This is a genomic window from Niallia sp. MER 6 (assembly GCF_023714395.1).
GTDB lineage: Bacteria > Bacillota > Bacilli > Bacillales > Cytobacillaceae > Niallia.
Genome location: NZ_JAMAUK010000027.1, coordinates 12,885 through 27,579, shown reverse-complemented (window position 1 = coordinate 27,579; position 14,695 = coordinate 12,885). Strand labels below are relative to the sequence as shown.

Sequence of the window (14,695 nt, the reverse complement as noted above, 5' to 3'; positions counted from 1 at the left end):
GAGGAATGCTGACATGAGCATACAAAATCAAATTATCGCTGAACTAAACGTGAAACCTGAAATTGATGCTAAAGAAGAAATAAGACTGCGCATTAACTTTCTGAAAGAATACTTGAAAAAGACAAAAGCAAAAGGATTTGTATTAGGAATAAGCGGGGGCCAGGATTCATCTCTTGCAGGCAGATTGGCTCAGCTTTCTGTGGAAGAGCTTCGCAGTGAAGGTTATGATGCTACATTTGTTGCAGTAAGATTGCCATATGGTGTGCAAGCAGATGAAGACGACGCTAACAAAGCACTGAAGTTTATTGCAGCAGATAAAGAGCTTGAATTCAATGTTCGTGGTCCTGTTGACGAATTTAAGAGAGTTTATGATGAAATGGCCGATACTCCACTAGCTGATTATCATAAAGGAAATATCAAGGCTAGAGCGAGAATGATTGCGCAGTATGCAATTGGCGGTCAGTTAAATTTACTAGTAATTGGTACAGATCATGCTGCAGAGGCAGTTACAGGCTTCTTCACAAAATATGGAGATGGCGGAGCAGATGTACTGCCGTTAACTGGTCTTACAAAGCGCCAAGGGAAACAGCTGTTAAAGGAACTTGGAGCAGAAGAAAGAATTTACTTAAAAGTACCGACTGCTGACTTGCTTGATGAGAAACCAGGTCAAGCAGATGAAACAGAGCTTGGAATTTCTTATGATCAGTTGGATGACTACTTAGAAGGTAAGGAAGTCCCACAAGAAGCAGCTGAAAAAATTGAAGCTCGTTACTTAATTACAGAACATAAACGACAAGTGCCTGCATCTATGTTTGATGATTGGTGGAAGAAATAAATGGATTAACCTCTCGTTATAAAACGGGAGGTTTTTTTGGTGTGAATAACCAAAACTGGTTATTCACACAGGCATGTCCTAGATGTTTTACATAAGTTAGCAGTGTAAGTAAAAAAGATGCTCACTTTTTAAGTGAAGAAATAGGCAGGAAAAATAGTAAGAGGGAGGGAAAACTATGACACTATTTGGTGTGAACTTAAGCATGCTGCTGCTGAACGTACCAGTTAACTTTACATGGGGATTATCAGTAGGAAAAGGTAAAGTTGAAGATTCTAAAGAAGACGAAGAATATGGAGAAGACGAAGAATAATCACATTAGCTGTCTTTTGGCAGCTGTCATAAATATAAAGCCTCGAGCTAATGATTCTTTTTTGCTTGAGGCTTTTCTCTGTCGAAAAATCATCTTAATTATTTATTTGAGAGCCTGTAAGCATGTTATATGCGAACTGGACAGAGGCTTCACTTGGAGGTTCAATTCCTTTTAATGGGTATTCTAGACCAAGCGATTCCCATTTATAAACACCTAGTTTATGGTAAGGAAGGATTTCAACTTTTTCGATATTAGACAATGTCGCAATAAAATCTCCAAGCATACTCAAGTCTTCTCGACTGTCATTAATAGTTGGTACGAGAACATGCCGTATCCAAACAGGTATCTGTTTTTCAGACAGAAAGGTAGCAAAGGCAAGGATATGGTCATTTCCCATTCCTGTTAATTTAATATGTTTTTTACGGTTGATATGCTTTAAATCTAGTAAAATTAAATCTGTAAAGGAAAATAGCTCTAGTAGCTGTTCTTGAAAATGAGGTGCTGTTGAATAGCAGCCTCCTGATGTGTCAATTGCTGTATGAATACCTATTTTTTTACATTCTTTAAACAGTTCGATTAGAAAGGGGAGCTGCAGCAGCGGTTCACCTCCGCTTACTGTTATTCCTCCTCCTGATGCATGAATAAAAGGGAGGTAGGCTGTTAAATCGTCGATGATTTCCTTTACTTCAACTTCTTTGCCAACATTCATTTCCCAAGTATCTGCATTGTGGCAAAATTGGCAGCGCAACAAACAGCCTTGCATAAATAATACATATCGTATGCCTGGTCCATCAACGGTTCCAAATGTTTCAATGGAATGGATATTGCCTTTCATGATTATGCTCCTTTCTGTGTGTGGGGCAATTTATTAGGCATACAAGGGAAAGAAGGGGTCTCACTTTTCCTTGTATGCCGGTTTTTTATAAAAGCAATCTTCTCAGGCTAGCAGCAATTCTTACTGCAAGCCTGAGAGGGGATAAATTACATAGATTCGTGGAATGTTCTGTTAATGACATCCAATTGCTGTTCACGTGTCAGTTTAATAAAGTTGACGGCATAACCTGAGACACGAATAGTCAACTGCGGATATGATTCTGGATGCTTCATTGCATCTAGAAGTGTTTCTCTGTTAAATACGTTTACATTTAAATGATGACCGGCCTTTACTCCGTAACCGTCTAATATAGATACAAGATTGGATGCACGGTCTTCTTCCTCTTTGCCGAGTGCTTTAGGAACAATAGAGAAAGTATTAGATATACCGTCCAAAGATGAATCATAAGGAAGTTTAGCAACAGATGACAGAGAGGCTAATGTGCCTTTTGTATCCCGGCCATGCATTGGATTTGCTCCAGGTGCGAACGGTTCGCCGGCACGACGCCCATCCGGTGTGTTTCCTGTCTTTTTACCATACACAACATTCGAAGTAATCGTCAGGATGGACATTGTGTGCATAGAGTTGCGGTAAGTCACATGTTTCCGCAGCTTTTTCATAAAACTTTCGACAATAGAAACGGCAATGCTGTCAACTTTATCATCGTTGTTTCCGTATTTCGGATAATCTCCTTCTGTGGCAAAATCAACGGCAATGCCGTTTTCATCCCTGATTGCTTTCACTTTTGCATATTTGATAGCGCTCAATGAGTCTGCCACTACGCTTAGTCCAGCAATTCCAGTTGCCATCGTCCGTAATATTTCTGTATCATGCAAGGCCATTTCTATTCTTTCATAGCTGTATTTGTCATGCATATAATGGATGACGTTTAATGTATTGATATAAAGACCTGCCAGCCATTCCATCATTTGATCGAATTTCTCCATCACTTCGTCATAATCCAAATACTCAGAAGCAACAGGGCTGTAGTCAGGGCCGACCTGTACTTTCAATTTTTCATCTTTGCCTCCGTTAATTGCATATAGAAGACATTTTGCAAGATTCGCACGAGCGCCGAAGAACTGCATTTGCTTGCCTATTTCCATCGCAGAAACACAGCAGGCAATTCCGTAATCATCACCCCAGTGAGGTTTCATAATGTCATCATTCTCATATTGAATCGAGCTTGTTTGAATGGACATTTGAGCACAGTACTTTTTAAAATTCTCCGGTAACTGGGTGGACCAAAGAACTGTTAAGTTCGGTTCAGGCGCAGGTCCGAGATTATCAAGTGTATGGAGAAAGCGGAATGAGTTCTTTGTCACAAGCGGCCGTCCGTCATTAGCCATACCCCCAATGGACTCAGTTACCCATGTAGGATCGCCGCTGAACAGTTCGTTATAGTCTGGCGTTCTGGCGAACTTAACAAGGCGCAGCTTCATGATGAAATGATCGACAATCTCTTGGACTTGTTTCTCTGTTAGTAATCCCAGCTCTAAATCTCGTTCAATATAAATATCAAGAAAAGTGGAAACACGTCCAAGACTCATTGCTGCCCCGTTTTGCTCTTTAATTGCTGCCAGATAAGCTAAATACAGCCATTGAAACGCTTCTTGTGTATTAGCAGCTGGTCTGGACAAATCGAAGCCGTAGCTTTCTCCCAGCTCCTTCAGTTCAGCTAAAGCACGGATTTGCTCTGAAACTTCCTCTCTAAGACGCATAACATCTTCTGTCATAATTGAGCTTGTTGCTTTTTTGTCTTTTTGTTTTTCTTTTATTAAGAAGTCAATACCGTATAAAGCTACACGGCGATAATCGCCGATAATCCGGCCCCGTCCATATGCATCAGGGAGCCCTGTGATAATTGCTGCTTTTCGTGCAAGGCGCATTTCATCTGTGTATGCATCAAAGACGCCGGCATTATGTGTTTTTCGGTGTTTAGTAAAGAACTCTTCTAATTTTTCGTCTGCTTTATAACCGTAAGACTCACACGCTTGCACTGCCATTCTGATGCCGCCGTTAGGCTGGAAGGATCTTTTGAATGGCTCATCTGTTTGAACACCGACAATCTTTTCCTTTGTTTTGTCCAAATAACCAGGACCATGCGATGTAATTGTAGAAGGGATGTCAGTGTCGAGATCATAAACACCGCCTCTGTCTCTTTCTTTCTTAGAAAGCTCAAGAACTTGTTCCCACAGCTGCGTTGTCTCCACAGTCGGACCGCTTAAAAAAGAAGAGTCGCCGTGATACGGTTTGAAATTCTTTAAGATAAAGTCGCGCACATTCACTTCCTTTTCCCAACTGCCGCTTTTAAATCCATTCCAATAATTTGTTTCCAGCTTTTCCATTAATAGTCACCTCTTTTTTTGTATAACAGATATTAAAAATATTTCTAAATTAAATATAACAGATAATAATGTGATGTATTTCACAAAATTATGTATAAGTTAAGGCAATTCTGTGACTAATCTGTGAACTGTTGATATGACAAGACTTGGGGAGGGGGGAGAAAAGTGAAATAGCATAAAATCTTCGTATTTTAAAGTGTATAACAAAATTGCTTTTTGTTAACTGTTATATAATAGAAAAGCAAAATAGTAAATCTGTTTTAATGGGATTTTAAATTACCAGTGAACTATAGGATTAGCAGTAATGTGACTTGTGCATAATTTTACTAATGGAAAATGCATGTAAAAAAGTTAATTTTTATTTTCCGCACAGCCGATTTAAGATATGATAGGGGAGTATGTATTTTTTTCTCCTGGTTTGTATTCTTATTTTTATCTGCCATTCATTGGTCTTTCATGTAAGTCAAAGGCAATGATGGACATGCTTTAATGATTACTAAATATCAATTGAAGCGCAAAAAATTTTTTGAGGTGTTTTAATGTCGTTTATAACAAAAGACCGAATAATGCTGCTGCTGAAAATACTATTTCCAGTAACCTTGCTGCTGCTTGTTTCATTGGAATTCAGGGATATGTTCCTTACCATCGATTTCGGGCTGTTAATGAAATATATTGATAAATTGGACTTTTTGGAGCTAGTCCTCATCGTTGTTTTTGGATTTATAGCGTTATCGCCAATGTATTTTTATGATCATTTTTTAAGCAAATATTTAAATGCACAAATATCAGTGAAACAGCTGACCAAGTATTCTCTTATCAGCAATTCCTTTTCTAATCTGCTTGGATTTGGCGGATTAATTGGTATCGCCTTAAGAACTTATTTTTATAAAGAATATGAGCAAGACAAGAAGAGGCTGATGAAGGGTATTGCTTTTATCACGATGTTTTACTTAACTGGAGTTAGTTTTTTAACTTGGGTGATTTTATTTGACAGCTGGAAGATGCCGCTCATACAGAATCATCATTGGCTGATGGTGACAACCTTAGTCGTTTCGGCCATACTGCCAATCCTTATCATCAGCTATTTCATAAAGAAAACCAATTTACATAAGATTATTAAATCCCGTACCATGGCAGTTTCGCTGCTCGGTGCATCTATTTTAGAGTGGAGCTTCATTTATTTCTACTTATATTGGCTCGCATGCCTTGTTGACCTCCCTGTAGGAGGCTGGGACTTTCTGAAGATTTTCCTTATTGCTGTCGGTGCTGGGATTGTCAGCATGATTCCTGGTGGAATCGGAGCATTTGACCTTGTATTTCTATGGGGCCTTGAATATATAGGTGTCTCTACAGAAAAACTGCTTGTTGTGCTTCTCCTGTACAGAATAGGCTATTATTTTATACCGTTCTTCACTGGTTTGATTTTGCTTATTCGCGATTTATGGAAAAAGTGGAATAAATATTGGAACAATATCCCGCGTGCAGTTGTGCAGAATATCAGTCATTTCTTTCTGACAATTCTTGTGTTTCTTTCAGGAATTTTGCTGTTAATCTCAGGTGCAGTACCAGGGATTTTAGAAAGACTGCGTCTTACAGAGCAATTTATCAGTTTGCCTGTCATGAACATTTCCCATCACGTATCCGTCGGAGCAGGTCTTGTCCTTTTAGGTCTTGCTAGAGGGATAGAATACAGGGAAAAGAGGACCTATCATCTCACTTTATTCGTTTTGGCAATTGCGGCTGTTACGACATTTTTAAAAGGGCTTGATTATGAAGAAGCAACAATCATCGTTGTTGTGTTAATCCTTCTGCTGCTCTCAAGGGGCAAGTTCTACCGGGAGAGCTTTGTCCTAACCTGGGGGAAAATTTGCTTTGACATAATTGTTATATCCTTTTTTTCATTTGGTTATTTGACGCTTGGTTATTTAAATTTGCCAACAAGCATTGCAAGTGTCCCTAAATTTGTGAAGCCCTATATTATTTCAGATGCAAAAAGTCTGTTTTGGAGTGCATTTGTTTCTTTATTTATTGCTCTTATCATCATCCTTGTAGGCTATTGGATTAAGAAGCCGAAGAGCTTAACAAAATTGCCATCTAGAGAAATGGAAGCAGAGATAATGGAACATTTGGAAAAGTATAATGGCACCACTTTAGCACATCTTATCTTTTTGCATGATAAATATATCTTTTGGAATAAAGAGCGGAATGTGCTGTTTGCATATGAAACATATGCAGACAAACTGATTGTTTTAGGAGACCCTATCGGTGAAGAGAAAGACTTTGTAAAAGCCGTGGAGGAGCTTTATGAAAAAGCTGATATTTATGGATTTACGCCCGTCTTTTACCAAACGAGCCGAAATATGCTGCCGATTCTACATGCTAACGGATATGATTTTTTTAAGCTTGGTGAAGAAGGGCATGTAGACTTGAACAGCTTTTCACTGACAGGTAAAAAAATGAAAAATTATCGAGCGATAAAAAATAAATTTGAAAGAGAAGGCTATACTGTGCAAGTTTCTTTGCCAGAACATGATCTAAAACTTTTAAATGAACTGGAGAATATAAGCTACAGATGGCTTGGAGGAAGAAGAGAAAAAGGCTTTTCATTAGGTTTTTTTGAAAGGGATTATATAAATACATGTAAAATAATCTACGTAAAAGATCCTGATGGTAAAATAATTTCATTTTTAACACTGATTCCTTCCTATCAACAAAAACAAATGTGGTCGATAGATTTAATGAGAAGTTTGCCTGGCGCTCCATCTGGATCGATGGATTTTCTGTATTTGCATACCTTTGAGTATTTGAAGGAAGCAGGGACGGAAAGCTGTAATTTAGGAATGGCTCCATTATCCAATCTTGGGATTTCACGCTTTTCCTTCTTAAGTGAAAAGGTGGCCGCGCAAATCTTTAAGCACGGACATGTTTTTTATCATTTTCAAGGATTGCGGAATTTTAAAAACAAATATTGTGACATATGGGAGCCAAAGTATTTAGGGTATAGAAGGAAGTCATCCCTGCCGTTTACATCAGCACAAGTAACAATGCTTGTTGCTAAGGGTAAAAGGAGCTGAAATATTATTCAGCTCTTTTTTCTATTGTAAATTAAATAATTCTACGCATTCAAATAAGATAATAAAAAACAAATTTGGTAATAAATTGGATTTTAAGTTAAAATAAAGTATATTCAAATGCTAGAATAGGAGGAAAATATGTTTTATGTTTTTATAATCGTAATAGTAAGCGGAATAGCTGTACTTGTTAATATGTATTATTCGCGGAAAAGGAAAAAGCTTATTTTAAGTTTATGGGACAAGAATGAGAAATTAGATCATACAGAAAATTTCCATGAAACATTTACATATCTCTATGAAAATGTGAACTTAAATAAAGAAAAGAATGCTGTCGTCGATCATATTACCTGGCATGATCTAAATTTGACTAAAATTTTTAAGACGATTAATTTCACCTTTACATCAATCGGTGAGGAATTGCTGTACTATCGATTAAAAGCACCACATGAAACGCATTTGTTTGAAGAAAAAAAGATAGAAAAAATAAGTTTAAACAAAGAATACCGCACGAAGTTATCACTGATTTTATCAGCATTAGGAAAAGCACCGTATGCTAACTCTTCCAAATATATTTATGCAAAACCTGATAGTAGTTTCAATAAAATATATATATTGCTAGGTTTGCTTCCGATTATAGGATTAGCAATCATTGGATTTTCCCTTCAAATTGGTTTAGGGTTATTTTTTATTAGCATATTAGTGAACAGTTTTTTATTCTACATAAACCGTTCTAAAAACGAAGCTGAATATGAAAGCTTGTTTTATTGCCTAACTATCCTGCTTACCTCCAGAAATATCGCGAAGCTAAATCAGGACACTGACTTTTTAAAAAAGACAAGTAAACTAAAAAGTGCTCCTTTTATCAGTGTTTTTTTATTGAAAGATGATCCAACGGGTACAAATTTAATACTGCAACTATTTACGATGTTGAAATCAATTTTTCTTATAGATTATTTTGTTTTTCATTACATCGTTTATCTTATAAACAATAACAGTCAAACATACGAGTTGGCATGGAGAAAAACAGCGGAAATTGATTTGTATTATTCGATTGCTTTGTGGAGAAAAACATTGCCATATTATTGTTTGCCAGAATACACTGATAATGATTCTTTGACAATTGTTAATGGCTATCATCCTTTAGTAAGCAACCCTGTTGGCAATGACTTTGAATTCACGCAAAATAGTTTGCTGACAGGTTCGAATGCTTCAGGAAAATCGACCTTCATCAAAACTATTGCTGTAAATATTATATTTTCACAAGCTTTAAATACAAGTACTAGCCATAAAATCAGACTTACAAGAGGGGAGGTTTACTCTTCCATGGCAATGTCTGATGATATCGAAAAGGGACAAAGCTATTTTTTAAGTGAAATTAAGGCATTGAAAAGAATCTTTGACAGAAGAAACAATAGCAGTGATATGTTATTGTATGTATTTATGGATGAGATTTTTAAAGGCACTAATACAATGGAGAGGGTTGCTGCCGCCGAATCAGTACTGGAATATTTAAATCATTGCAGCAATACAAAAATCATGGCGGCAACTCATGATATAGAATTAACAGAGATGCTTAATGATAAATACAAAAATTATCATTTCAGAGAACAGATAGTAGACGATGAAATCATCTTTGATTTTTTAATAAAAGAAGGTGCGTCCAACACAAGAAACGCAATCGAACTGCTGAGGATTACGGGTTTTCCAGAGAAAGTGTATCTTCATGCCGTTAATAAAGCAAAGGAATTAAATAACAGCTTAATCTAATGACAGGAAACACCGCTGACTTGGTCAACGGTGTTTGCTGTCATTTAAACGTTAGTTTGAAAAAATTTTCTAATAAATTATCCAAATATAGAAAATGATAATGAATTGAAACATATGATCGCTGTGCAATCAAGAGTAAAATCTGGTAAAATAGTCATGGTAATTGAAAAGAGACGAAAAATTAGGTGATTTACAGATGAAGATTAGTATTGCCGCACTTGTTCTTTTGAGCTTTCTTTTTGCGTCAACTGCATCAGCTGCAGGAAAAGAGGAGAAAGAACTCGAGTTAAAGAGCGAGTCGGCACTTTTGCTTGATGAAAAAACAGGTGCAGTACTATTCCAAAAAAACGGCTATAAAAAAATGTATCCAGCGAGCTTGACGAAAATCGCTACGGCCATATACGCATTAGAAAAAGGTTCTTTAGACGATATGGTAATGGTAAGCAAACATGCAGCAGAAGAAGAGGGGACCAGTGTTTATTTAGAGACTGGTGAAAAAGTCAGTCTGGAAAAACTGCTGAATGGTATGCTTGTCAATTCAGGCAATGATGCTGCAGATGCAGTTGCAGAATATCTAGATGGAAGTCCTGCGCAATTTGAACAAAACTTTAATGACTATTTGAAAACAGAAATAAAAGTAAAGTCGACTCATTTTACGAATCCAAGTGGTTTGTTCAATGAAAACCATTATACGACTGCTTATGATATGGCGCTTATCACAAAGTATGCGTTAAGAAATGAAGCCTTCCGAGCTATTTTCGGTACGAAAGAGTTGAACTGGGATGGATTATCTTGGGATACGACGCTTGTTACCCACCATCTTATGTTAAAGGGAGAACTGCCGTATGAAGGTGTCAACGGTGGGAAAACCGGCTATGTAGATCAATCCAAACAAACATTAGCAACGTCTGCTGCCAATGACGGGCTAAACTTAATTGCAATTGTCCTGAAAGGTGATTGGAAAGAGGATGTTTATGAAGATACAGAAGCAATGTTTGATTATGGCTTCAAAACTTTTATAAATGACACGTTTCCGCCAGGTATGCAATATCCAGTTGCAGGTAAAGTCTTTCAAACAGAAAAGACCGAGCTTGTCACTGTTCCGAAGGATAACAGCACACCAGTTATCACACCGACTGGAGAGCTGTTGATGCAGACAAAAGCTGGCGATACTATTCAATCACTTCAGCTGAAGGAAAAGGTGCCTCTCGATGTGCTTCAAGCTGGTGACACTTTAAGTAATAAGGAAGAAAGTGATAGTTCTTATCTTTCTATTAAGGTCATAGCTGGTGTCCTTGTTATTGGTATCATAGCAGCTGCTGTTATATACAAAAAGAAAAGATGGCAAAAGAAGACTGTTTGATAATAAGCTTGATAAATTTATTGGTAAACTAGGGATGTTGATTAGCACTGCTGTGGTTCGCTTTCCAGTGGGAAAAGGCTGTTTCGCTATTCTTGTAGGAGTCTCACCACTTCCGTTCATTTTTTGAATAAAGACTTCTATTACTTCTATAAACGTATTTTGGGTATTTTGTATCACTTTAACAAATAAGTTAAAAATACCTACTAACCCATTATCAATATTATAGTGCAATAAAAAATGGGCCCTGCAACAAGCAGGGCCCATTTTTTTGTACTTATTTATACATTTCAGCTACTTGCTTTTGCAGCTGTGCATCTTCCAAGTACTCATCATAAGTTACTTGTTTGTCTACTAGGCCGCTTGGTGTAATCTCAAAGATTCTGTTTGCGATTGTAGAAACAAACTGATGGTCATGTGATGCGAACAGCAAGGAGCCTTTAAAGTTAATAAGGCCGTTGTTTAATGCTGTAATGGATTCAAGATCCAAGTGGTTTGTTGGTTCATCCATAAGCAGCACGTTGGAACCGCTAAGCATCATTTTGGAAAGCATGCAGCGGACTTTTTCTCCTCCGGAAAGAACGCTAGGTTTTTTCATTACTTCTTCACCAGAGAACAGCATTCTGCCAAGGAAACCTCTCAAGAAGCTTTCTGTCTGATCATTTGGTGAGTATTGGCGCAGCCAATCAACTAGGCTTTGCTCGTCACGTGCGAAGTATTCAGAGTTATCTGCAGGGAAGTAGCTTTGTGTTGTCGTAATTCCCCATTTGAAGGAACCGCTGTCTGGCTCAATTTCTCCCATTAAAATGCGGAATAGAGTAGTTTTTGCCAGTTCATTTTTTCCAACAAGAGCAATTTTGTCATCTTTGTTCATGATAAAGTTGATGTTATCTAGAACTTTAACGCCATCAATTGTTTTTGACAGATTCTCTACACGCAATAGGTCATTTCCTATTTCTCTTTCAGGTGTAAATGCAACATATGGATATTTTCTAGAAGATGGTTTAATATCGTCCAGAGAAATTTTATCAAGCAATTTTTTTCTTGATGTTGCCTGCTTGGATTTTGATGCATTTGCACTGAATCGTGCGATAAAGTTTTGCAGCTCTTTAATTTTTTCTTCTTTTTTCTTGTTTGCATCATTTGCCATTTTAGAAGCTAATTGGCTTGACTCATACCAGAAATCGTAGTTACCAACATAAATCTGAATTTTGCTGTAATCCAAATCAGCAATATGAGTACATACTTTGTTCAAGAAATGTCTGTCATGGGAAACAACAATAACAGTATTCTCGAAGTTGATTAAGAATTCTTCTAGCCACTGGATTGCGCCGATATCAAGATGGTTTGTAGGCTCATCAAGCAAAAGAACGTCTGGCTGACCAAATAGTGCTTGTGCAAGAAGTACCTTAACTTTTTCTGATCCGCTGATGTCTGCCATTTTTTTATTGTGCAGATCTTCATTGATTCCTAATCCTTTTAATAGGATTGCCGCCTCTGATTCAGCTTCCCAACCATTTAATTCAGCAAATTCACCTTCAAGTTCAGCAGCTTTCATACCGTCCTCGTCAGAGAAGTTTTCTTTCATATAAATAGCATCTTTTTCCTTCATTACTTCATACAGTCTTGTATGACCCATGATGACTACTTGCAGCACTTCATGCTCCTCGTACTCAAAATGGTTCTGTTTCAGGATAGCAAGCCTTTCTCCAGGGCCTAATGAAACATGACCGGATTGAGCTTCCAGTTCACCGGAAAGAATTTTAAGGAAAGTTGATTTACCGGCACCATTTGCCCCGATTAAACCATAACAATTCCCAGGTGTGAATTTAATATTAACATCTTCAAATAATTTACGATCACCATATCGAAGACCAACATTGCTAACTGTTATCATTTATATTTTTTCCTCCAAAATACAATATCCATAAAATTATACCATCATTAACAGGGAAGAGCGAATTTTTCTTAGAAAAACTTACTCAATCTCCGCGTTTTCCTTATGTAAGATTTGAGATTTTTTATAAAAAAAGGAGGAATTGTTTAATCTTAAGCGAATATGATTTGTAAGCGTTAAAATGACTAAAACGAGTTTTAGGTGCTTGGATTGGGGAATACGTAAAATATCAATAAAATTTTATTAAATGTTCATATTTTTTTCATATATTTTCTGTACACTACATATAACAGGACATAAAGGAGTAGATATAAATGGCTAGAAAACAGCTTGTTGATTTAGTAAATAAGATGAAAAAATCAGGGATCAAAATAAGCTTCACTAAACCTAGATCACATTTAATCGTTCCCATCCGCCAACCTAATAAATTGACTTCCTCTACAACACATTAAATTACACTGCTAAAAACATGTTCCGTTGTACATTATATGCTGTTTCCATCGTATGAATAGGAAAAAAGGCAATAAATGCTACAATTTTGTGAAACATGTTTTTTCTTTGTCATTCTCTCAAAAAAATAATATATAATGTCATTGATTGTTCAATAGTGAGCAAACTGTTGATTGAGAGAGGGTGAACACAAAATGGAACAGGAACCAATTAAGAAGGCGGTTGCCTATGCTTTAAAAAAGAAAGAGCTGATTGATTGCTCCTTTCTCCGGTATTTTACAAAAGCAATTTTAGCAGGTATGTATATTGGCTTTGCCCTTGTGATTTGTTATAAGCTGGCACAGCCTTTTTATGATGTACATTCGCCCGGAACTTATATGATGACAGCTATGTTTTTCGGCCTGGCACTAGTGCTTATCATGTATGGGGGTGGGGAGCTTTTTACCGGAAATACAATGGCCTTTACAATGAGCACAATTGCCGGCAGAACAACCTGGAGTGATACGTTTTATAACTGGGTTACCGTATATTTAGGCAATTTTGCCGGCGCTGTACTTTTTGCGGTTCTTATTTACTATTCCGGGTTGTTTCATTTGGAGGAAAAAACAACTTGGCTGATGGAGGTCGCAAACAGCAAAATGAGCGCAACAACATTAGAGCTGTTTATACGGGCTATACTGTGTAACTGGCTTGTTTGTTTGGCAATTTGGATTCCAATGAATATGAAAGAAGATGTGGGAAAAGTATTAGCTACCATGCTTATTGTTTTCGGCTTTATGGTCTCAGGCTATGAACACAGTATTGCCAATATGGGACTGTTTTCCATTGCATTAATTGTTCCCCATCCTGAATTTATTACAATAGGAAACGCGCTTCATAATCTTATTCCGGTGACTATTGGCAATATTATTGGCGGAGGCTTGTTTGTCGGAGCAGTAAATATGTACATCCTTTCCGGAAAAAAAGGGAAGCTAAAAGACGTAAATGTAACTAGCAGTCAAAAGAAGATCGCTAAATAAGATAGCAGAATCTTAGGTCAGTCCAAGAGCAATCATTAAGCCGATACAGCTGATAAACCCAACAACCGGACCAGCCTTTTGGTAAGCTTCAGGAAGCATAGTGGAACAAACCATTGCAATTAGTCCTCCAGCACCAAAAGCTTCAATACTCGCAATAACTATTTCGGAGGCATTTGCCATAAATGAGTAGCCGATTAAGCTGCTTAGTGCGGATATACCTACAACACTTGCCCATAGAAATAAAATCTTTCTTTTTTTGTAGCCATCTTTTTTTAAGCCGACAGTAGAAGAAAGGGCCTCCGGAAAATTGCTGATTAAGATGGCGACAATAAACAGAATGTCGACATGGTTGGTTGCGATCAAGCTTAAACCGATAATTAACGATTCGGGAATAGCATCCATTAAAGTTCCGATGAATATGGCTATGCCGGAATGGGAAGCAATATTTCCGGTTGACCGTTTTCTATTTGTACCGCCTTTCATATACAAGAAAACTTCAATTAAAGTAAACAGAAGGGCCCCTCCAAGAAAAGAGACAGAAGTCATCAAAAGCCCGCTCTTTTCCATTGATTCGACAAGCAGGTCAAAGGCGGAAGCACCGATAAGCACTCCTGTCCCCAGTGCCATCAAATAGGCATTCACTTTTGCAGGTACCTCAAAACAAAGGCCGATTATACTTCCGATAAACAAAGACAGACTAGCGATAGCTCCCCATATTGCAGCCTCCAGCATAAATATAAGCTCCTTATTGGTTTTTTTCT

At 37.4% G+C, this 14,695-nt stretch carries 11 protein-coding genes; 7 read left to right on the top strand and 4 right to left on the bottom strand.

Translation table 11 applies throughout. From position 1 onward, the window contains the following. Positions 1–13 precede the first annotated feature (13 nt). Positions 14–835 (top strand): ammonia-dependent NAD(+) synthetase, encoded by an 822-nt coding sequence (gene nadE, locus M3600_RS22475; RefSeq protein ID WP_233313970.1) that lies wholly within the window; start codon positions 14–16, stop codon positions 833–835. 175 nt (positions 836–1,010) lie between these two features. Further along, the gene (locus tag M3600_RS29085; RefSeq protein ID WP_267913287.1) at positions 1,011–1,145 is read left to right on the top strand and encodes a hypothetical protein; all 135 of its coding nucleotides are present in this window, start codon (positions 1,011–1,013) and stop codon (positions 1,143–1,145) included. 94 nt (positions 1,146–1,239) lie between these two features. Here the strand turns inward: M3600_RS29085 and pflA are convergent, their stop codons facing one another. Both pflA and pflB read right to left on the bottom strand, forming a co-directional pair. Beyond that, positions 1,240–1,980 carry a pyruvate formate-lyase-activating protein gene (gene pflA, locus M3600_RS22470; RefSeq protein WP_251647689.1) on the bottom strand — a complete coding sequence of 247 codons (741 nt, stop codon included), beginning with the start codon at positions 1,978–1,980 and terminating at the stop codon, positions 1,240–1,242. 146 nt (positions 1,981–2,126) lie between these two features. Further along, the gene (gene pflB / locus M3600_RS22465; RefSeq protein ID WP_233313968.1) at positions 2,127–4,367 is read right to left on the bottom strand and encodes a formate C-acetyltransferase; all 2,241 of its coding nucleotides are present in this window, start codon (positions 4,365–4,367) and stop codon (positions 2,127–2,129) included. Positions 4,368–4,906: 539 nt separating this feature from the next. Between pflB and mprF the strand changes: the two genes are divergently transcribed. The 3 genes from mprF to M3600_RS22450 all read left to right on the top strand — a co-directional run bounded on the left by mprF (position 4,907) and on the right by M3600_RS22450 (position 10,571). Then, entirely contained in the window at positions 4,907–7,441 is a 2,535-nt protein-coding gene (gene mprF / locus M3600_RS22460) for a bifunctional lysylphosphatidylglycerol flippase/synthetase MprF (RefSeq protein ID WP_251647687.1), read from the top strand. A 138-nt stretch (positions 7,442–7,579) separates the two neighbouring features. Further along, on the top strand, positions 7,580–9,208 hold the full coding sequence (locus tag M3600_RS22455) for a MutS-related protein (protein ID WP_233313966.1): 1,629 nt from the start codon (positions 7,580–7,582) through the stop codon (positions 9,206–9,208). 196 nt (positions 9,209–9,404) lie between these two features. Continuing rightward, positions 9,405–10,571, top strand: coding sequence for a D-alanyl-D-alanine carboxypeptidase family protein (locus M3600_RS22450; protein WP_251647686.1), 1,167 nt, complete (start codon positions 9,405–9,407; stop codon positions 10,569–10,571). A gap of 274 nt (positions 10,572–10,845) precedes the next feature. Here the strand turns inward: M3600_RS22450 and M3600_RS22445 are convergent, their stop codons facing one another. After that, positions 10,846–12,465: an ABC-F family ATP-binding cassette domain-containing protein gene (locus M3600_RS22445; RefSeq protein ID WP_233313964.1), complete on the bottom strand. Its 1,620-nt coding sequence runs from the start codon at positions 12,463–12,465 to the stop codon at positions 10,846–10,848. Between the two features lie 314 nt (positions 12,466–12,779). On the opposite strand from M3600_RS22445, the gene M3600_RS22440 reads away from it, so the two are divergent. Further along, positions 12,780–12,917: a hypothetical protein gene (locus M3600_RS22440; RefSeq protein WP_233313963.1), complete on the top strand. Its 138-nt coding sequence runs from the start codon at positions 12,780–12,782 to the stop codon at positions 12,915–12,917. 192 nt (positions 12,918–13,109) lie between these two features. Then, positions 13,110–13,934: a formate/nitrite transporter family protein gene (locus M3600_RS22435; protein WP_251647685.1), complete on the top strand. Its 825-nt coding sequence runs from the start codon at positions 13,110–13,112 to the stop codon at positions 13,932–13,934. Between the two features lie 12 nt (positions 13,935–13,946). On the opposite strand, the gene M3600_RS22430 is transcribed toward M3600_RS22435, so the two are convergent. Next, complete coding sequence (locus M3600_RS22430) at positions 13,947–14,666, bottom strand: ZIP family metal transporter (RefSeq protein WP_233313961.1); 720 nt, start codon at positions 14,664–14,666, stop codon at positions 13,947–13,949. Between the last annotated feature and the right edge of the window lie 29 nt (positions 14,667–14,695).

Bases quoted from the DNA above. Each gene is read 5' to 3' on its own strand.
- M3600_RS22435 (WP_251647685.1), top strand. From the start codon at position 13,110: ATGGAACAGGAACCAATTAAGAAGGCGGTTGCCTATGCTTTAAAAAAG.
- M3600_RS22450 (WP_251647686.1), top strand. From the start codon at position 9,405: ATGAAGATTAGTATTGCCGCACTTGTTCTTTTGAGCTTTCTTTTTGCG.
- M3600_RS22445 (WP_233313964.1), bottom strand. From the start codon at position 12,465: ATGATAACAGTTAGCAATGTTGGTCTTCGATATGGTGATCGTAAATTA.
- M3600_RS22430 (WP_233313961.1), bottom strand. From the start codon at position 14,666: ATGCTGGAGGCTGCAATATGGGGAGCTATCGCTAGTCTGTCTTTGTTT.
- pflB (WP_233313968.1), bottom strand. From the start codon at position 4,367: ATGGAAAAGCTGGAAACAAATTATTGGAATGGATTTAAAAGCGGCAGT.
- M3600_RS29085 (WP_267913287.1), top strand. From the start codon at position 1,011: ATGACACTATTTGGTGTGAACTTAAGCATGCTGCTGCTGAACGTACCA.
- mprF (WP_251647687.1), top strand. From the start codon at position 4,907: ATGTCGTTTATAACAAAAGACCGAATAATGCTGCTGCTGAAAATACTA.
- M3600_RS22455 (WP_233313966.1), top strand. From the start codon at position 7,580: ATGTTTTATGTTTTTATAATCGTAATAGTAAGCGGAATAGCTGTACTT.
- M3600_RS22440 (WP_233313963.1), top strand. From the start codon at position 12,780: ATGGCTAGAAAACAGCTTGTTGATTTAGTAAATAAGATGAAAAAATCA.
- nadE (WP_233313970.1), top strand. From the start codon at position 14: ATGAGCATACAAAATCAAATTATCGCTGAACTAAACGTGAAACCTGAA.
- pflA (WP_251647689.1), bottom strand. From the start codon at position 1,980: ATGAAAGGCAATATCCATTCCATTGAAACATTTGGAACCGTTGATGGA.